The organism is Enterococcus gallinarum, assembly GCF_021496385.1.
GTDB lineage: Bacteria > Bacillota > Bacilli > Lactobacillales > Enterococcaceae > Enterococcus_D > Enterococcus_D gallinarum.
This window is the reverse complement of sequence record NZ_CP050816.1, coordinates 95,656-115,583: the sequence shown is the minus strand read 5'-3', so window position 1 is coordinate 115,583 and position 19,928 is coordinate 95,656. Positions and strand designations below refer to the sequence as shown.

15 protein-coding genes are annotated in these 19,928 nt (G+C 41.2%); 12 read left to right on the top strand and 3 right to left on the bottom strand.

Annotation, left to right across the window (positions count from 1 at the left end; all coding sequences use genetic code 11):
• Positions 1-22 precede the first annotated feature (22 nt).
• From HED61_RS00530 to HED61_RS00495, 8 genes are all read left to right on the top strand, one after another.
• Entirely contained in the window at positions 23-904 is an 882-nt protein-coding gene (locus HED61_RS00530; RefSeq protein WP_003128733.1) for a carbohydrate ABC transporter permease, read from the top strand.
• Between the two features lie 10 nt (positions 905-914).
• Positions 915-1,748 (top strand): carbohydrate ABC transporter permease, encoded by an 834-nt coding sequence (locus HED61_RS00525; protein WP_003128734.1) that lies wholly within the window; start codon positions 915-917, stop codon positions 1,746-1,748.
• A gap of 20 nt (positions 1,749-1,768) precedes the next feature.
• Positions 1,769-3,559: a glycoside hydrolase family 2 protein gene (locus HED61_RS00520; protein WP_219645439.1), complete on the top strand. Its 1,791-nt coding sequence runs from the start codon at positions 1,769-1,771 to the stop codon at positions 3,557-3,559.
• Positions 3,560-3,591: 32 nt separating this feature from the next.
• Positions 3,592-4,986 (top strand): glycoside hydrolase family 43 protein, encoded by a 1,395-nt coding sequence (locus HED61_RS00515; protein WP_219645438.1) that lies wholly within the window; start codon positions 3,592-3,594, stop codon positions 4,984-4,986.
• Positions 4,987-5,305: 319 nt separating this feature from the next.
• Positions 5,306-6,232 (top strand): alpha/beta fold hydrolase, encoded by a 927-nt coding sequence (locus HED61_RS00510; RefSeq protein WP_219645437.1) that lies wholly within the window; start codon positions 5,306-5,308, stop codon positions 6,230-6,232.
• Positions 6,233-6,357: 125 nt separating this feature from the next.
• Positions 6,358-7,431, top strand: a complete 1,074-nt coding sequence (serC, locus tag HED61_RS00505; protein ID WP_195972096.1) for a 3-phosphoserine/phosphohydroxythreonine transaminase — start codon at positions 6,358-6,360, stop codon at positions 7,429-7,431.
• The gene (locus tag HED61_RS00500; protein WP_003128739.1) at positions 7,432-8,616 is read left to right on the top strand and encodes a phosphoglycerate dehydrogenase; all 1,185 of its coding nucleotides are present in this window, start codon (positions 7,432-7,434) and stop codon (positions 8,614-8,616) included. It begins immediately after the preceding gene.
• Positions 8,616-9,836: a DUF1015 domain-containing protein gene (locus HED61_RS00495; RefSeq protein WP_103300390.1), complete on the top strand. Its 1,221-nt coding sequence runs from the start codon at positions 8,616-8,618 to the stop codon at positions 9,834-9,836. Before HED61_RS00500 ends, HED61_RS00495 begins: the two co-directional genes overlap by 1 nt.
• Positions 9,837-9,904: 68 nt before the next feature.
• On the opposite strand, the gene HED61_RS00490 is transcribed toward HED61_RS00495, so the two are convergent.
• Both HED61_RS00490 and HED61_RS00485 read right to left on the bottom strand, forming a co-directional pair.
• Positions 9,905-11,257 (bottom strand): Nramp family divalent metal transporter, encoded by a 1,353-nt coding sequence (locus HED61_RS00490; RefSeq protein ID WP_103300391.1) that lies wholly within the window; start codon positions 11,255-11,257, stop codon positions 9,905-9,907.
• Positions 11,258-11,759: 502 nt separating this feature from the next.
• The gene (locus HED61_RS00485) at positions 11,760-13,688 is read right to left on the bottom strand and encodes a BglG family transcription antiterminator (protein WP_103300392.1); all 1,929 of its coding nucleotides are present in this window, start codon (positions 13,686-13,688) and stop codon (positions 11,760-11,762) included.
• A gap of 125 nt (positions 13,689-13,813) precedes the next feature.
• Here HED61_RS00485 and HED61_RS00480 point away from each other — a divergent pair, with 125 nt between their 5' ends.
• The 4 genes from HED61_RS00480 to HED61_RS00465 are packed head-to-tail and all read left to right on the top strand — an operon-like array spanning position 13,814 to position 17,203.
• On the top strand, positions 13,814-14,125 hold the full coding sequence (locus HED61_RS00480; protein ID WP_103300393.1) for a PTS sugar transporter subunit IIB: 312 nt from the start codon (positions 13,814-13,816) through the stop codon (positions 14,123-14,125).
• A gap of 22 nt (positions 14,126-14,147) precedes the next feature.
• Positions 14,148-15,380, top strand: a complete 1,233-nt coding sequence (locus tag HED61_RS00475; protein ID WP_003128746.1) for a PTS sugar transporter subunit IIC — start codon at positions 14,148-14,150, stop codon at positions 15,378-15,380.
• A gap of 31 nt (positions 15,381-15,411) precedes the next feature.
• A complete protein-coding gene (locus tag HED61_RS00470) occupies positions 15,412-15,774 on the top strand; it encodes a PTS lactose/cellobiose transporter subunit IIA (RefSeq protein WP_003128748.1) in 363 nt (120 codons plus the stop codon).
• Positions 15,767-17,203, top strand: coding sequence for a glycoside hydrolase family 1 protein (locus HED61_RS00465; protein WP_113850204.1), 1,437 nt, complete (start codon positions 15,767-15,769; stop codon positions 17,201-17,203). Before HED61_RS00470 ends, HED61_RS00465 begins: the two co-directional genes overlap by 8 nt.
• 257 nt (positions 17,204-17,460) lie before the next feature.
• Here HED61_RS00465 and HED61_RS00460 read toward each other — a convergent pair whose 3' ends face one another.
• Positions 17,461-19,803, bottom strand: coding sequence for an ABC transporter ATP-binding protein/permease (locus tag HED61_RS00460; RefSeq protein WP_219645436.1), 2,343 nt, complete (start codon positions 19,801-19,803; stop codon positions 17,461-17,463).
• Between the last annotated feature and the right edge of the window lie 125 nt (positions 19,804-19,928).

Sequence of the window (19,928 nt, the reverse complement as noted above, 5' to 3'; positions counted from 1 at the left end):
GGCATGAAAGGATGCGTAATGTATGAGTAGCAAAAAAAAGCTCAGTGGTTGGCCCGTTTTGTTTATCGGTCCCCACATGATTCTTTTTATTTTATTCTTTTTGGTTCCTGCTGTAATTGGTGTTTATGTTTCCTTTACCGAATGGGATCTTTTTAGTTCACCGATTTTTATTGGTTTAGACAATTTTAAGACGATTCTATTTGATCAAGACTCGCTGTATCATACGCAATTTTTCAATGGGATGAAAAACACGCTATTCTTTGCAGTGATATCAGTACCTCTGTGTATCGCGATTCCATTGCTATTAGCTGTTGCATTGTCCGCAAAGCCAAAGATGATGCGCTTTTTTCAATCGGTTCTTTACTTGCCGACATTGTTTGCCATCTCTGCTGTAATGATCATCTGGGGGTTTCTGTTAAGTAAATCCTTTGGCCCCATCAAAGAAGTTTTTGGGATAGATATCAATTTTGTCGGGACACAACCATGGGCCTGGATCGCGATTTTGATCGTAACGATTTGGTGGACATTAGGAGGAAATTTGATCATTTATGTAGCTGCGTTGAACGGTGTGCCCAGGGAACAAATGGAGGCAGCCGAGCTTGACGGAGCCAGCAGTGTAGTGAAGTTTTTCCGGATTTCGTTGCCGAGTATTCGGAATCAGCTGATTTTTACAACAGTCATGACGACTATTGCTCAATTCAATATTTATGGACAGCCATTGATGCTGACCGGGGGTGGTCCGAACAATTCGACGAGAGTACTCATGATGTATATTCAAGAGAATGCTTTTGGCAGTAGTACGTCCGTTGCCGGTATGTCATCGGCGATGGCGATTTTACTAGGGATCGTTATCATGATCGTTTCGGTCTTTCAATTTATCATGATCAAAAAATTAGAGAGGTAAGGGGACAGCCATGCGAGAAAATAAAGTAGGAAAAAGAGTCGCATTTATCGTATTAGCTATTGTTTGTATTGTCTGGATTTTTCCTCTGATATGGGCTATTTTTACCTCTTTCAAATCAGATGCTGAGATCCAAAAAGTTGGCTTTAGCCTGATTCCTAAAGAGTGGACTTTCGCAAACTTTTTAGGGTTGTTGCAGGGGAATGATTCATCGCCAGTCTTTCGCTGGTTTTTGAATTCGATGATCATTTCAACAGCCCACACATTGTTGGTGATGGTGATCGTTTCTTTTGCGGCTTATGGTTATACACGGCTGACGTTTAAAGGTCGAGACTTGATTTTTGCATTATTGCTGGGAACGATGATGTTTCCTGGTGTCGTCAATTTGATCCCCAATTTCAAAATCGTGGATACATTAGGCTGGACCAACACGTTTCTAGCCGTGATCGTTCCTGGCGCAGCAGGTGTCTATAACATTTTTCTAGTTCGTCAGTTTATCTTAGGGATTCCTAAAGAATTGGATGAGTCGGCTGTAATCGATGGGGCAAATGAATTTCAGATTTTTTATCATATTATTCTGCCGCTGATCAAGCCGGTTTTAACCGTCGTTGCGTTATTTAGTTTTACTGGTTCGTGGAACGACTTCTTGTGGCCTTCTATCGTTATGAGCGATATTGATAAACTGCCTATCACGCCGGGACTTCAGTTGCTGCAAGGGCAATATATGACGTATCCGGGAGTAGGAGCTGCAGGAGCTCTTTTAGCATTGATCCCGACATTCCTTTTATATTTAGTGGCGCAAAAGAGTTTCATGGAATCAATGTCATTGCAAAGTGGTATAAAATAAATTGTTTTTTTGGAGGAACTATGAGCAGAAATGAATACCCTAGACCCCAGTTTCAACGAGAGAACTGGCTGAATTTAAATGGAGAATGGCGCTTCGCCTTTGATGATAAAAATGTAGGACTAAAAGAGAAATGGTATCAAGAGGAGGAAGCCTATCCGCATAGAATCAAGGTGCCCTTCGTCTATCAAAGCGAATTGAGCGGGATCAACCAACGAGAACCTCACGATATTGTCTGGTATTACCGGACATTCACAGTGCAGGCAATGGACAGTCAACGTGTAGTCTTGCATTTTGGTGCGGTGGATTACGAGGCGGATGTCTTTGTCAATGGTTGTCATGTAACGAATCATCAAGGCGGTCATACCTCTTTTGAAGTAGATATTACCGATTATTTGGTCGACGGTCAGCAAGCGATAAGTGTGCGTGCATTTGATCCTCATGCAGATGAAAGTATTCCTCGAGGAAAACAATTCTGGGAGACAGAATCTGCTGGTATCTGGTATACGAATTCTACCGGGATTTGGCAGCCAGTATGGCTGGAAGTCGTTTCAGAGACTTATTTGAAAGAAATCAATCTGACTCCAAATTTGGATGAAGGGACCGTGACTGTTGAAACGATCTTGAATCAGTTCCAGCCGCAGTGTGAACTGGACTATCGGATCTCTTTTAAAGAACAGCTAATCGCAGCGGGGAGACTGTCTGCAGATTCGGCAAAAATGAAGTTCAATGTCGATCTTTTTCAGGAACATATTTTCAGAAGCAATTTCCATCATGACGGTTGGTCTTGGACACCGGAAAATCCCCAGTTATTTGATATTAAACTTTCTTTAATCAACGATGGAGAAACAATTGACTACCTGAAAAGTTATTTCGGCATGCGTAAAATCCATACGGAAAACGGCATGGTCTATTTGAACAACAAACCTTACTATCAAAAGTTGATTTTGGATCAAGGGTACTGGCCTAGTGGCCTCTTAACTGCACCGTCAGATGAAGACTTTAAAAAAGACATCTTACTAGCAAAAGAAATGGGCTTCAATGGTTGCCGCAAACATCAAAAAACAGAAGATCCGCGCTTTTTGTACTGGGCGGATCAGTTAGGTTTTCTGGTTTGGGGAGAATGTGCGGCTCCGGCGATTTACAATGAAGATTCTGTTGAACGACTGATGCGGGAATGGACCGAGATCATTGCCAGAGACTTTAGCCATCCCTCCATTGTGACTTGGGTGCCGATCAATGAAAGCTGGGGCGTGCCAAAGATTTCCTTTGACCGAACACAGCAACATTTCTCTCAAGCAATGTATCATTTCTTGCACGCATTGGATAAAACACGATTAGTGATCTCAAATGATGGTTGGGCAATGACAGAAACAGATATTTGCGCCATTCACAACTATGCCCATGGCCAAAAAGAAGAAACTGAGAAATATGATTACTTTAAAGAAACCCTCCGAACTCGCGAAAATCTGATTAAGCGGCTTTCTACTCCGTGGCCGATTTTTGCCAACGGCTTTTCTTATCAGGAGCAACCAATCTTGTTAACGGAATTTGGTGGCATCGGCTTTGATGTATCGGGACAACCAGGTTGGGGGTATACGTCAGTCGACAATGAAGTTGAATTCTTAAAGGACTACCAACGGGTGCTGTCGGCTGTCTATGCTTCAGTAGGGCTCTGGGGATATTGCTATACGCAATTGACCGATGTTGAACAGGAGATCAATGGGTTATTGACTTATGACCGTCAGCCTAAAGTGGACTTGGCAGCAATCAAAGCTATCAATGATCAATTTCATGTTTCTCAAGTTGAATGATATTCAGACGGTAACATTGGAAAGGAGAGACAATGAGAAAAAAAGGTATTATTTGTGCATTGATTTTGGCGACTCCTTTCGTAGGAGGTTGCGGTACTTCTCATGAAACGCTGGTTGACGATTTCACAGCGATCATCGACAACGATGGTGCAGACCCGTGGATTTTTCAAGATGAGGAATATTATTATTATACGAAAACTACTGGTAACAATTTAACCCTTTGGCGTTCGGAAAATCTGACTGAAGTAGCAGCGGGGGAGAAAAAAGTCATCTGGGAAATGCCTGCGGAGTTCGAAAGTATCTGGGCACCGGAACTTCATCAGCTGGAAGGTACGTGGGTCGTTTATTTTGCGGCCAATCATCCCTCAGAAACCCACCGGATGTATGCACTAGTCAACGAAAACCAGGATCCTTACAGTGATGATTGGCAGTTGGAAGAAATCAAAGGACTGGATGACAAGTTTGCTATTGATGGAACTGTCCTCGAATTAGACGAACAACGGTATTTCCTTTGGTCAGGTTGGGAAGGATATGAAAATATTGCCCAAAATATTTATATTGCTGAAATGATCTCACCTACAGAAGTCATTGGTGAAAAGCAGCTGATTTCGACTCCGGAATACGAATGGGAAATGCGGCAAACGCCGTTGATTAACGAAGCACCTCAAGTGATCATCAAAGAAGATACGGTGAATGTGGTCTATTCGGCTAGTGGAAGTTGGGACAATGATTATGCACTGGGACTTTTGACAATGGATCGCCAAGATGATCCATTAGATACCCGAAGTTGGACGAAAGAATCCGAACCGATTTTTCAGCAGACAGAAACTGTTTTTGGTCCCGGGCACAATGGGTTTGCCAAGTCGAAAGACGGCACCGAAGACTGGTTGATATTTCACGCTGCTCGTTGGGATCATTCTGGCTGGCAACGCTCGATTCGTTTGCAGCCGATCAAATGGGAAGAAAACAAGCTGAAATTAGAAGTTCCTTTAGCGGATAATGAAACACAGAAGCTTCCCAGTGGTGAAGCAAAAAGGATCCGAATGACCGCCAGTGATGCGCTTCTTGAAGGTAATTTAGTAACAGTGACAGACGAGGAAGCATTGATGAAAAAAGTGGTTCAAGGGTTTGAATCGATCGAAGATCGTTTGGTTTTTCAACCAACAATGGGACAGGCTAGTGAAGCGACGGTCATCGTTTATCTTAAAACTCAAGATTATTTGTCATTGAATGAGCCCGTGTATGTTCAACTGAAAACAGATGATGACAGCCAACGTTTGGCGGTCTATCCGTCACAATACTATCAGCCTATCCAAACTACTATGAATTTGAAAGCAGGCACTATCAAAATCGAAGTGTCTTCAGAAATTGGGGTCGACACACTGAGTGTCGATCGGATGGAGATCATACCAAAAGAGGGAGAATAGTTTCTAGAGCTGCTTTCAGTGGTTTAGATATCATAACACTGAAAGCAATGGCGTGGCTCAAATGGCCATGCTGTGATCTGTCTTGTTCAATTTAGGGCTGTTCTTCGATCCGAATGAAGCCAACTAACATCCTAAAGCAGTGTCATGGACAGACGTGCCATGATACTGTTTTTTTTTTTGAGTAATTAGGATGAGCCGCTGATATAGCTCTAGGCCAAGATAGGCAGTTTTCCTTCTTCCATGTATAATAAAGACAAATGGAACGGAGCAAATCGTTTTACAAAGTAGACGTAAAAGTAAATGCAAATGAGGTGAATGGATGAAAACCAGGCAAGAAATGATTCGATCTTCAAACGGCAAAGATCAACTTTATGTGAAAGTTTGGCAGCCGGAGGGACAGTCCAAAGGAATGCTTCAGCTGATCCATGGCATGATTGAACATATTGAACGGTACGATCTGTTTGCTCAATATCTCGTTTCAAAAGGATTCACAGTGATCGGTCATGATCACTTGGGACACGGAAAAACAGTAGCTGAGCAAAACGAGTATGGGACATTTGGAGAAACAAAAGGTGTGGATTATCTTGTAGCAGATGTGGGATTGGTTCAGCGTTTTGCGTTGGAGCAGTTTCCAGCTCAGCCTTATTATCTTTTAGGTCATAGTATGGGCTCTTTGGTTTTGCGCATTTTTTTGTATCAGAAAAATACAAAATTGGCAGGTGCAATCATTATGGGGACGACACTGGAAGCGCCGGCCAAAATGACCAGTGCCGCTTTATTGACGAAGTCGTTGATGCCTTTTCGACAGCAAGCATGGCCCTATCGCGTGATGGAAAATCTGGTTTTTGGTCAACATAATCGGCGGTTTCAGCCCAACCGAACGGCGAAAGATTGGTTGTCCAGTGATCCCCAACAAGTAGATGCTTATTTAGCAGATCCGCATACGCAATTTCATTTTTCATTAAGTGCCTATCGAGATTTGTTTTTATTGACAAAAAAAGCGAGTGCCCCCCGCCTGTTGCAGAAAATCGATCGCGAATTGCCGTTACTGCTGATTTCAGGAAAAGAAGATCCTGTGGGCCATTATGGCAAGAGTGTCCGTAAGCTAGCAAACTATTTGAACCAGCAAGGGCAGCGGCATCTGACAGTTTATTTGCTGGAAGGCGGTCGTCACGAGATCTTAAATGAAACCAATAAACAAGTCGTATTTCATGAAATCTGGCAATGGTTAGAAAGCAATGGATGAACGTCATCAATTGCTTTCATCTTTTTTTCAGAAAATTGAGAATTTTAATTATTTTTAACCTTTTTTCATATTCCTCCTTCTGCTATAATGGGTGTCACATCTAACAACAAAGGAGAGATTTTTGTATGACTGTTTATAACTTTTCAGCTGGTCCCGCCGTCTTGCCCCGCCCCGTATTGGAAAGAGCTCAATCCGAGCTTTTGGATTATCGTGGCAGTGGGATGTCCGTTATGGAGCTGAGTCATCGGTCCTCCTTGTTTGAAGAGATCGTTCAAGACGCAGAAGCCCTCTTGCGGGAATTGATGGCGATCCCGGATAACTATCGGGTGCTGTTTTTGCAAGGTGGAGCAAGTCTGCAATTTAGCATGGTGCCATTAAATTTAGCGAAAAACAAAAAGGCCCTTTATATCAACACGGGCTCTTGGTCAAAAAAAGCGATTCAAGCGGCTGAAGCAGTTGCTACGGTTGAGGTGATCGCATCAAGTGAAGATAAGCATTTTACTTATATTCCAGAAATCACAGTAGATAACATCGACCAAACAGCGGCTTATCTGCATATTACTACGAATAATACGATTGAAGGAACAGCTTTTCAGACGATTCCGGATGCTGGCAAAGTCCCGATCATTGCTGACATGTCATCAAATATCTTGGCCAATGAGTATCGTGTAGAAGATTTCGGTATGATCTATGCAGGTGCCCAAAAGAACATTGGACCAGCAGGATTGACGGTGGTTATTATTCGAGAAGATTTATTAAATGAAGAAGCGGTCTTTGCTCCAATGTTGGACTATCGTCTTCAATCTGACAACGGTTCCCTTTACAATACGCCGCCTACTTACAGCATTTATATCGCAAAACTGGTTTTTGAGTGGTTGAAAGAATTAGGCGGTGTAGCAGCGATTACTGCGCAAGACCGTCAAAAAGCTGCACTGCTCTATCAAGCGATCGAAGCATCGAACTTGTTTAGCAGTCCCGTAGACAAAAATAGCCGCTCCCTAACGAACATTCCTTTTATCACTGGCGATAAGGAGCTGGATCGACAATTTAATGAAGCTGCAGAAGCAGCCGGCTTTAAAAACTTAAAAGGACACCGTTCGGTAGGCGGTATGCGAGCAAGTTTGTACAATGCGTTCCCTATCGAAGGCGTTCAGGCACTTGTCGATTTCATGAAATCATTCGAAGCGGAGGTCAAATAAATGTATCAGATCAAGACATTCAATGCGATTGCACCAGAAGGGCTTCAAAGGCTAAACAAAGAAAAATATGCCATCAATGAAAGTGATGAGCCAGAAGGAATCTTGCTGCGAAGCCAAAAGCTGCATGACTATCCTTTTCCAAAAAGTGTATTAGGGATTGCGCGAGCTGGAGCTGGTACGAACAATATTCCGGTCAAAGAATGTACAGAACAAGGCATCGTCGTCTTCAATACCCCAGGAGCTAATGCAAATGCAGTCAAAGAGTTGGTTATTGCAAGCTTGTTATTAAGTGTTCGCCCGATTCTCCAAGGTGCTCAATGGGTCCAAACACTGAACGGATCAGATGTAGAGGAACAGGCAGAAGCCAACAAAAAGCAATTCGCCGGTACGGAACTAGAAGGCAAAAAGCTTGGTGTGGTTGGGTTAGGCTCGATTGGTGCCATGGTCGCTAACGATGCCTACCGCTTAGGGATGGAAGTTGTGGGCTATGATCCTTATGTTTCGGTGGACACAGCGTGGACCATCTCCCGCAGAGTCAAACGGGCTAATGATTTAGCAGAAATTTTCACAACCTGTGATTTCATTACTCTTCACGTGCCATTGATGGAAAACACCCGCCATTTAGTGGGCAAGAATGAATTGGCCAAAATGAAGCCAACGGCTAAACTGTTTAACTTTTCTCGTAGTGAGATCGTTGATACAGCTGCAGCTCTTGCTGCGTTAGATAATAATGAGATTGCTGGTTATACAACTGATTTTGCAGATGAACGCTTACTGGGCCATGACAACGTGCTAGTTCTACCGCATTTAGGAGCATCGACAGAAGAGGCTGAGATCAATTGTGCCAAAATGGCTGCCCGCACATTGAAGAAATTTTTGGAGTTTGGGACGATCAAACGCTCAGTGAATTTTCCAACCGTAGAAATGGCGTTCCATTCGCCGTATCGTTTAACAGTGATTAACCGCAACGTGCCAAATATGCTAGGACAAATTTCCTCGATCATCGCTGAATCTGGAATCAACATCGATAATATGTTGAATCGCGGACGTGACGACTATGCCTACACATTGGTGGATGTCGGAGCAACAGATGCTGCATTGCTTGAAGCGGTGGCAGATAAATTACGAGCTAAAGAAGATATTATTCGCGTGCGAGTGATCAAGAATCAGGAGGTAGGCTATTAATGGTTCAAGTTTTTCCTTTTAAAGCAATCCGCCCACAAACTGACTTAGCAGAGAAAATTGCGGAGTTGCCCTATGATGTAGTCAACACGCAAGAAGCAGCGGCATATGCTGCCGGCAACCCGTACAGCTATTTTCATATCGATCGCTCAGAAATCGATCTGCCAAATATTGCTCCTTATGATCCGCAAGTGTATGCGAAAGCAGCAGAAAATTTGGCTGCTTTTCGAGAAAAAAACTGGCTGATCCAAGACAATGCACCGTCCTATTATTTATATGAGCTGACAATGGCGGGGCGGAGTCAAACTGGGCTTGTTGTTTGCACATCGATTGAGGATTATGTAGCTGGTAAAATCAAAAAACATGAGTTTACTCGACCAGAAAAAGAAGTTGACCGCATCAATCACATCCAAGCTTGTGATGCAAACACGAGTCCAATCTTTCTAAGTTACCGTCAGCCTGAGTCCTTAAAAAAAACGATCCAGGATTGGCAGAGTCATCATCAACCGATCTATGATTTCACGAGTTACCACGAGGTCCATCATCGGGTTTGGCTGATCGATGATTCTGCGGCGATTGCTGCTTTATCACAAGAATTCTCAGCGATTGATGCGTTGTATATCGCTGACGGCCATCATCGTACTGAGTCGGCAGTGAAAGTCGGCTTGCAAAAGCGCAAGGAAAAAAACAATAGTGAGGAAAGCGAGCGCTTCTTAGCGATTTTGTTTCCGGAAAATGAATTGGCGATCTGGGAATACAACCGTGTGGTCAATGTACCGATTCCAGATCATTTCTTCGATCATCTAGCAGAGAAATTTCACATTGAGAAGCCAACTAGCAGCAAGCCTTCTCAAAAGGGAACCTTCTATTTGTATTTGGGCCACGAATGGTTCTCTTTAACCATCAAAGAAGCAGGGAATGACGCAGTCGAAAGTCTGGATGTTTCTCTTTTGCAAAAAAATATCTTAGCGCCATTACTCGGTATTGAAGATGTCCGCACAGATAAGCGCATCGATTTTGTAGGAGGAATTCGTGGTCCAGAAGAATTGGAACGGATGGTGGATTCCGGAGAATGGACAATGGCCTTTTTGATGTATCCAACGCAGATGAAAGATTTATTGGCTGTTGCCGATGCGAATGAGATCATGCCGCCTAAATCTACATGGTTTGAACCCAAATTGTTAAGTGGTCTGTTTTTACATGATTTAGAAACCAAAAGCTAGAAAGCTAAAAAGAAAAAAAGCCGCACGATCTGCAGAGAAAACTGCGATCGTGCGGCTTTTTTCTTTTTTTAAAAAATACCAGACATTGTTTCGATGATCAAGCGAATGTTGAGGACTGTTAATGCGATGGCGCAAATCCAGCCCAGAGAAGTGACCCACAGAGGGTTCTTGAACTTTTCGCCCATGATTTTTTTGGAACTAGTAAAGTAAACCAATGGAATCATTGAGACTGGTAATGCAATACTCAAAAAGACCTGTGAATAGATCAAAAGATTATCTAGTGCCTGTTCATTACCGCCAAAGTAGAGGGTACATAGTAAAACAGGTACGACAGAAAGGCCACGAGTGATCAATCGTCTTGCCCATGTTGGAATCTTCATATGGATGAAGCCTTCCATGACGACTTGTCCTGTCAGTGTTCCAGTGATAGTTGAGTTTTGTCCGGAAGCCAGTAATGCTACGGCAAAAAGAACACTAAGGGCTGGACTAGCCACCGCTCCCGCGATCGCTGAATTTTGTAAGGCATCATACAGCGCTGAAAAAGTGCCGACTTCTTCGCTGTGACCGAAGAACAATGCGCTCCCTAAAATCAGCAGCAGACAATTAACGACAAAAGCAGCCGAAAGCTGAATATTTGAATCCCATGTGGCAAAGCGAACAGCTGTAGCGACTTCTTGCGGATTCGTCCGATCAATCTTTCTTGATTGTGAAATCGACGAATGCAAATACAAATTATGGGGCATGACGGTCGCGCCAACGATCCCTAATGCCATGGTCAGCTGTCCAGGGTTCAATACTTGTTTTTGGGGAATGAAGCCTTGAACAAGTGCCGGAAGATCAGGCTGAGCAATAATCACTTCGTAAGCAAAAACAAGCAGAATCACCAATATTAAGGTCATCACGATGGCTTCGATTTTTCGAAAGCCTAATTTCATCAAGAAAAGCAGTAAAAAGACATCGAAAATCGTCAAAAAGACCCCTACAACTAATGGTAGACCGAATAATAGATTCAAAGCAATTGCTCCACCGATTACTTCGGCGATATCTGTTGCCATGATCGCCAACTCGGTAATAATCCAAAGGAAAAAGCCCAGCTTTTTACTGGTGTGTTTACGGGTTGCTTGTGCGAGGTCCATATGGGTGACAATCCCTAGTTTAGCTGCCATGTATTGGAGCAACATCGCAATCAGACTTGAAATCAAGATGACGGATAGCAGGAGATAACCATATTCGGCACCACCCCCGATTGAAGTGATCCAGTTACCAGGATCCATATACCCAACCGCGACTAACGCTCCGGGGCCAGAAAAAGCTAAAAGATTACGCCAAAAATTCCCATCCTTGGGAATAGCTACGGTATTGTTTATTTCTTCCAAGCTAGGTCCATTTGCTGCCTGGATCAATTTTTTTTCTTCATTCATTCTGTCACATCCTATCTTTTTAGGTGTACCTAAAAACAATCTTATTGTATTCCTTGTTTATGAATTTTTCAAGAGAAAAACTTCTGAAAGTTTGCATTAACTAAAAAAACAGATATTAGAAAAGGACAGATTTCGTTTGCCAAGGTGATTGGTGATTGTTGGATTGATCAATCCTAATCTAAAATAGGGAATGTTGCTCTACATAGAATTGATGAATGAGGGAAATCTATTTGATCCCACTTGTTTAGAAAGACCGAAAATTTTCTTAAGAAACATAAAAAACAAGAAGCACTCAAAATTGATGATTTTGAGCGCTTCTTGACGCTGGATTGTATGTGGAGGATGAATGAACTTTTATCAGGATCTTTTTTATATTCTTATTATGTCAAAAGAACAAGACGAGCAGCCTTTAGAATGTTAATAACCAAGTTTATTAATCAAAGAACAACCAAGAGGCTGCCCACTATTGTACGATGTGTATGGCTATCAATAATAAAAAGTATCATTGTTTTGTGTTGTTGCTGATAAAACACTGTGTCAGCGTGTCTACAAATTCATCGAAGGTGGTTATGGCACTTAATTTATGAATGTTTTGTTCATCTGTACAAATCATGGCCAGATCATCAAAAATTTCCCGAAACACATGACGGTTATGGTAATTGATGGAAATCAAAAAAACCAATGTGACACGATTATTTCCCCACTGGATCCCCTTTGGATTGACGGCAATCGCAACCCCCGTACGATTGGCATTCATTGTCAGTGAATGTGGAATAGCCACTGAACCAAAGGCAGTAGAAGAAAGTTGCTCCCTCTCAATTACTTGTGGATAAAAGGTCTCGTCCACGATTCCTTCTTCTTTCATTTGACCACATAATTGTTTGAGCAATTCTGCGGAGTTTTGATTTTCAGTTGTATATGAGAATCGCTTTTTATCAACAAGCGATAGAAAGGTTTTCACAAATTGTTCTTTTCGTTTTTTTTCTTTGATATCAAAGATCTTGGCGGTAATTTGTTGCCGATCTTCAAGGGTAAAAAAAGGATTAATGATCACGTATGGGGTAGCGATCACTTGCTTCAGTTTAACAGCAGACACAATCAGTTCTGTATCTACATACTGCAACTCTTTTTCACTAGTAAGAATATTCTGGATCTCAAGGTCATCAGAGAAATTTTTCTGAAGCTTTTCCATCACCTGAATATTCATGTTGTAGTAATGAGGCACTAGAATCGTGCAGTTTATTTTATTCGTACGCTGTTTTTGAATTTCTAACGCATAGCCTAAATGAAAAGCTATGTAGGCAATTTCGTCTTCACTAATCGTATAACCGATTTCTTTTTGAATGACATGAGAAACCTGGACGGCACAATCATAGATGAGCGGACATTCTTTTTTTAGTGTTTCTGTCATTGGGTTTCTACAAGAGTAGCCGTTATTGATCCGATACAGTAAATTCTTTATATGGAGGGCAAATCGAATGAAGAACTCAGGTTCATTGCCATCAATAAAGTATAATTCATCCACTTTTGCTAGAATTTTTCTTACTAAGTCAAGGCAGTTTTTGTCCGTGACCTTCTCTAACTCATCAGGTGAAATTTGAGTGAAATTCACGCTAGTTCCATTCGCTGAAATTAGGATAGCTAAATCACGAATTTCTTCTTTGGGAAAACGAATACCGTACCGTTCCGCTACTTTTTCCGCGATTTTTTCGGAAATTTTTAGTACTGTCGGATGGATTGAGTGAGGCGCTTGAGCTTCTGCTTCAGGAGACTGAAAATTTCCTTTCATACGGTCTACGGCAATTGCTAGATGAATAACTATATTTGTTAACGCATAATCATTCGTGAAAAAATCATAGTCTGAAAAAAGTTCGGCAATAATTTCCTTGATATAATCAAGGTCAAAATCTATAAAACTTTCTTGTAGCTTAGTCATATCAACGAAATGATTATCCAATTCGGATAGCAATGTCTGATGGATTAATTGTCTTTTCGCTTTTTCTGTCCCAATCAACTGTAGTGTATCTTTGGTCAGTCTGACTTCGATAGCCAGTTCAGAACATTTTTTTTTAAGTTTTTTTGCATCACTCAATAATGTGGACTCGCTGATAAATAGTTCTTCTGCTAGATCATAAACAGACAGAGCTTCCTCGGTTGAAATCAGTCGCAAAAGGAGATAAGCAGTTCGTTCAGTAGGTGTTTCAGGGACACTTGTTTCTGTGTTATTGAAAAAAGTGACCAGATTACTTGCTACCACTCGATAGCCTTTGTTTGAAGAAAGGATCAAATCAGATTCATTGTCTTGAATATCTGCGATATACGATTTTATCGTCCGTTTGGATAACCCAAATTTTTCCGCTAATTGAGTGGAGGAAACCCAATTGTCTTGCTCATTTAGATAGTGAAGAAGTTTTATATACTTTGCTTTCATTAGCTGACACCCTCTCTTTCACCACTGCAGTGCAAAAGAATATTTGTTTCACCGCTGTAGATTGACTATAGTATAACTGTAATTGATAGCGCTATCAATGAAAATTGAATTGGGGGAGAAAAATCATGAAAAAATTGAATGTTTTACTTGTGTGTGGATCTGGAGCCAGCTCAGGTTTTATGGCTGCTAATATTCGCAAAGCTGCTGCTGAAAAAGGATTGGAGATAAAAATTACTGCTCGCGGTGAAAGTGAGATTGAAAACTACATTGACGACATTGATGCGTTAATGGTTGGTCCCCATCTAGCGTATATTTTGGATGAAGTAGAAGAATTTGTTGGTGATGCACCAGTGAAAGTGATTTTGATGAAGCCTGAATACTATGCCACATTAAACGGAAAACAAGCTTTGGATCACTTGTTGGAAGAGGTACAGTAGCTTTCAGAATGGAGGGAATAAAATGCAATCCTTAATTAACTGGCTGGAAAACAGCTTTACGCCCAAAATGAATAAAATCAATCATAACGTTTGGATCGTGACTCTTAAAGACTCAATCATGCAGGCTTTGCCATTAATTTTCTTAGGATCGGTCTTTTGTATGCTGGCAATTTTAAATGATTATTTTCCAAGTTTACCCAATTTCTGGACGCCATACGGATGGACGATGGGGATGATCTCACTTGTCATATCTTTTCTGATTCCTTTCAACTTGATGGAGAAAAAAAGACTGCGTAAGCAAAGAATCAATGCTGGAATGTCTGGAATCATCTTATTTTTGATTATTATTTCTCCACAAGTCATTGCTGACGGAGAACCTGGTTTTAGTCATAGTGCGCTTGGTGCAGGGGGAATGTTTATTGCAATTGTTGCAGGACTATTCGCTGGTATGGTGTTGAATTTATTTGGAAAGTTTTCTTTTTTCAGTGAGGAATCGGTGATTCCCGATTTTGTCCGCTCTTGGTTTGATGCTATGCTGCCAATCGGTATTGTTGTCCTTACCGGATGGATCTTCGTTGATCTTCTTGGCTTTGATGTCTACAATGCTGTTCTAGCCATCTTTATGCCATTACAAAGTGTGATTGAGACGCCATGGGGCTTTTCATTGATGATGTTGATTGTTTGTTTCCTCTATTCGTTGGGAATTTCAACATGGGTATTAACGCCTGTTTTAAATCCAGTTTTATTGACTGCTATTCAAGCAAATATTGACGGAAAGGCAATGAATTTAGTAACTGATCCAACTATTTATTCTGCTTATCTATGGATTGGCGGTATCGGCTGTACAATGCCTCTTGTTTTTATGTTGATGCGCTCCAAATCAAAAAAATTAAAAGCCTTGGGTACGGCTTCGGTTGCTCCGACGATTTTTAATATCAATGAACCGATTGTTTTTGGCTGTATTGCTTGGAACCCACTATTGATGGTTCCGATGTGGTTACAAGGGTTGATATTGCCATTAATTGTCTGGTTATTTACGAAAGTCATTGCTTTTGCACCTATTCCAACAGTCATGTTTCAAATGTGGTACTGTCCATTTCCGATTGCCACTTGGCTAACTACCGGAACAATTTCAGGCATTCTGCTAATGCTGATTGTTTTTGTCGTGGCGGCAGCGATTTGGTATCCATTTTTTAAAGCCTATGAAAAACAAGAATGCGAAAGAGAAGCTGCTGAAGCAACTGAAAGAGTATAGAAAGATAATTGTGAAAGAAGGTCTTAGAATGGTGAAAGAACAAATCGTTCAACATGCCATGCAGATAATTCTACATGCTGGAGATGCCAGAAAGCATTGTATGGATGCCTTGAAAGCGATTGAATCATATGATTTTGCACTGGCTGAAGTTGAAATAAAGCAAGCAAATGAGGAGATTGTACAGGCACACCGCATACAGACAGATGCAATTACGGCTGAAACATCTGGTGAAGATGGAGAGTATTCTGTGTTGTTCGCACATGCACAGGATACATTGATGACTATTTACAGTGAGATAAATATTGCTAAACGCATGCTGGCAATTTTTAAAGCCTATGATCGGCGCATTGAGCAATTGGAGAGTAGACTGGAAAGAGAGGAAGAAAATGACTAAAATACCTGAAGGTTTTCCAAAAGATTTTTTATGGGGCGGTGCTATTGCAGCCAATCAAGCTGAAGGTGCGTGGGATGTAGACGGAAAAGGCTGGTGTGTGGCAGATATTAATGAGTTTCTTCCAGATGTTGACTTAGAAAAGAAATCTAATATGGAAATAACGACAGCTTATATCAAAGAAGCAATGAACAGTACAGAGCGAATTTTTCCAAAACGGTGGGGAATTGATTTCTATCACACGTATAAAGATGACTTGAAATTGCTTGCTGAATTAGGGCTAAAAACATTTCGGACTTCTATCAACTGGGCAAGAATTTTTCCAAACGGAGATGAGTTGGAGCCGAATGAAGCGGGTTTGCAGTTTTATGACGATTTATTTGATGAAATAATAAAAAATGGTATGGAACCAATGATCACAATGTCTCACTATGAAATGCCACTTCATTTGACAACTTCGTATAAAGGCTGGTATTCAAGAGAAGTTATTGATTTCTTTGTCCGTTATGGTCAAGTTCTGCTAGATCGCTATCATGACAAAGTAAAGAAGTGGATAGTGGTTAATCAAATCAATTTAATTGTCCATGAATCGTTCAATCATCTTGGAATTCCTGAGGATGCAGTAGAGGATTTGCTTTCTGCTAAATATCAAGGAGTACACAATGAAATGGTTGCTAGTGCATTGATTACAAAATATGCGCATGCACATTATCCAGATAATGAGATCGGCATGATGCTTTGTGGCGGTCCATCTTATGCGGCATCTAGCAAGGCGGAAGATGTTCTAGCTGCATTAAAATTAAATCAAATGGAGTATTTCTTTGCAGACGTCTTACTTCGCGGCCGCTATCCTGGTTATGCTTTCCGTTACTTTGATGATAAAGGCATTCATGTAACTTTTGGAGAAGATGACGAAGAAGCACTGAAGCATACGGCAGACTTTATGTCTTTTTCTTACTACTATACACAAATATGCGATCAAGACTCTTACGATAAGGATTTAGGACCACACAGAAATAAGGAACTACCAGCAAATCCTTGGGGGTGGACAATTGATCCAATTGGCTTGAGAATTCTTTTAAATGAGTTTTATGATCGCTATCAGTGTCCAATTTATATCACTGAAAATGGGATTGGCTATTTTGATAAATTGGAAAATGGGAGCATTCATGATTCCTATCGTATAGAGTATTATCGAGATCATATTCGAGCCATGAAAGAAGCAATCAAAGACGGTGTGGATCTGCGCGGTTACTATGCTTGGGGACCCATTGATATAGTCAGCTGTTCGTCTAGTGAAATGAGCAAACGCTATGGATTTATTTATGTAGATAGTGATGATTATGGAAAAGGCAGTGGCGAAAGAATCAAAAAAGATAGCTTTGCTTGGTATCAAAAAGTTATCCGCAGTAATGGAGAAATCATTGACTAAGATTAAAGAGAGTTAAAGAGAATAGAAGATAAGTGCTGGCTGCTCTAGCTGAATGCTTTCTTTTAGTGGAAGCAGACCATCCACAAACTCAAAGGAGCAGTCCTCTATAACCCGGATTTTCAGGTTACAAAAGAGCTTATCGCAGGCATAAAACAAAAAGTACTCGAAAAGTCATTTTCGAGTACTTTTTGTTTTGTTGAGAGCACCATTAACTGACAGCTGCAATGCTCTCTTTAGCTGTGACTAGTTAGAAAGAATTAATCTGCCCGCAAAGCGATCGCAGCATCTTTTTTCGCTGCCATCCGTGCTGGGATATGGCCGCCGATCATGGTTAGGATCGTGCTGACCAGAATTAAGATCAATCCATGGACTGGATTCAGTTGTGCAACATTTTCCAGATCAGTCATATTGTATAAGACCGCGTTGATTGGGAAAGTAGCTAACCAAGCAATCAAGACACCTAATGCACCAGAAGCAATCCCAAGGATACATGTTTCAGCATCGAAGACACGAGTGATATCTTTTTTACGCGCACCTAAAGCTTTTAGGACGCCGATTTCTTTCGTACGTTCCAAAACTGAAGTATAGGTGATGATACCGATCATAATCATGCTCGTCACTAATGAGATAGCGGCAAAAGCAATCAGAACATAAGTGATGGCATCCATCAAGCCGCCGGTCAATTGCGTCATGGTTCCAGCTAAATCAGAATAAACGATTTGATCTTTACGATCTTTGCCTTTGTTGTAAGCATCAAGATAGTCCAAGATTTTTTCTTTGGAACTAAAATCATTTGGATAGATCATAATACTGTTTGGCAAGTCGCTGCCACCTAAGTAATCGATTAGAGAATCGCGCGTGCTAGCATCGATTTTTTCGTTGGTCATAACATTGATATCACTGTCTTTTTGGGCTTTGACGATTGCCGAGTTTTTGTTTTCTTTGATAACTTCTTGGGCTAATGCATCGCTATAAGCGATCCCGGTAGAAAGCAAATTCATCGTAGATTTTTCTTTGATACGTAAAATCCCGCTGATTTTTAATTCTTTATTTGCACTGTTGTCATAAACAGCTGTTAAATCTTGATTTGGGATAAAGTTCCCAGTTGGCAATTCAGTATAAAAGGCATCGTTAAGTGCCAACTTGACTGTTGTTCCTACGATATCATCGAAAGACACTTTATCGCCGTCTTTGATATCAAATCCTAAGTTGATCAATGCGTTGACGTTCGTCACGTTGTTCTCGTCAACGATCAGTACAACGTCATTTGCTGCTGCAGGATATTCTCCCTGCAGCAAATCATAGTTGTCTTTCAGGAAGTTGCCGTTTTCCTCAGATAGTTGTTCTGGGAAGGTTGAAACGCCGATTCCCGTCGAAGCACTCATTGCGGACATCATGGCATTTGTCTGCTCGTTATCAGCTGAAGCATTTGAAAAGCTGACTTGTTCTACTTTATCATCGACCTTACGCAGTAAGTTCAACGAAGTCGAACGAGTGTAGCCAATGTTGTTGCTTAACTCAGGATCAATTTTATTGAGATAGTCAAGAAAGTCCTGATCAATATTATTGATATGGGTTGCCCGGTCAGCGTCACTCAGTTTTGCGGTCACTTCTTTAGTGGACGGGAAATCCTCTTCTTTAGTACGAGTACTGATTGCAGAAGGGTCTTGTTCCGTCGTTACTTTAGAGATCGTAATCGGGAAACGGGCCAATGTTTCAGACTGTGTATTATCGATTTGCTTTTGGAATCCGGTCGATAAAGACAAGACGATGGCGATTCCGATGATTCCAATACTTGAGGCAAACGCTGTTAAGAAAGTTCTGCCTTTTTTGGTACGAATATTATTAAAAGAAAGGCGCAATGCAGTGAGAAAACTCATTTTTGTGTGCTTTAATTCAAATTGATCTTTCTTTTGACCTTCGATATGCGGGTTAGAATCTTTTAAGATCCGACCATCTTTGAACTCGATGATACGATCTGCATACTGATTGGCTAGTTCCGGGTTATGAGTAACCATAATTACTAGCTTTTCATTGGAAAGCTCTTGGATCAACTTCATGATTTGGACGCTAGTCTCTGAATCCAACGCGCCAGTTGGTTCATCACAAAGAAGAATATCTGGGTCGTTGGCTAATGCTCGAGCAATCGCTACCCGCTGCATTTGTCCACCAGAAAGTTGATTTGGTTTTTTGTGTATATGATCCGCAAGGCCAACCCGTGTCAGAGCATCTTCTGCTTTCGCCCGTTTGACTTCTTTTGATACACCACTTAAGGTCATCCCTAATTCGACGTTATCAATGATCCCTAAATGACTGATCAAATTGTAGCTTTGGAATACAAAACCGATCGAATTGTTCCGATAGGCATCCCAATCACGATCCTTGAATGATTTGGTCGATTTCCCGTTGATGACCATGTCTCCAGAGTCGTAGTTGTCTAATCCACCGATTACGTTTAGCATGGTGGTTTTTCCGGAGCCGCTTGGTCCCAAGATGGCTACAAATTCTTGTTTTCGGAAAGCTACCGAAACACCATCTAATGCTTTGGTGGTACTTGATCCAACCGTATAATACTTCTTGATATCCTTTAATTCTAGCATGCTGTCACTCTTTTCCTGCCATTTTCATGTTTTTTTCATCCTGTTTAAAAGCTATCATAACAGTTAACAAAAATCAACAATCGTTATTGTTTTGCAGAAGTTCTTATACTAAACTATAGAGAAAG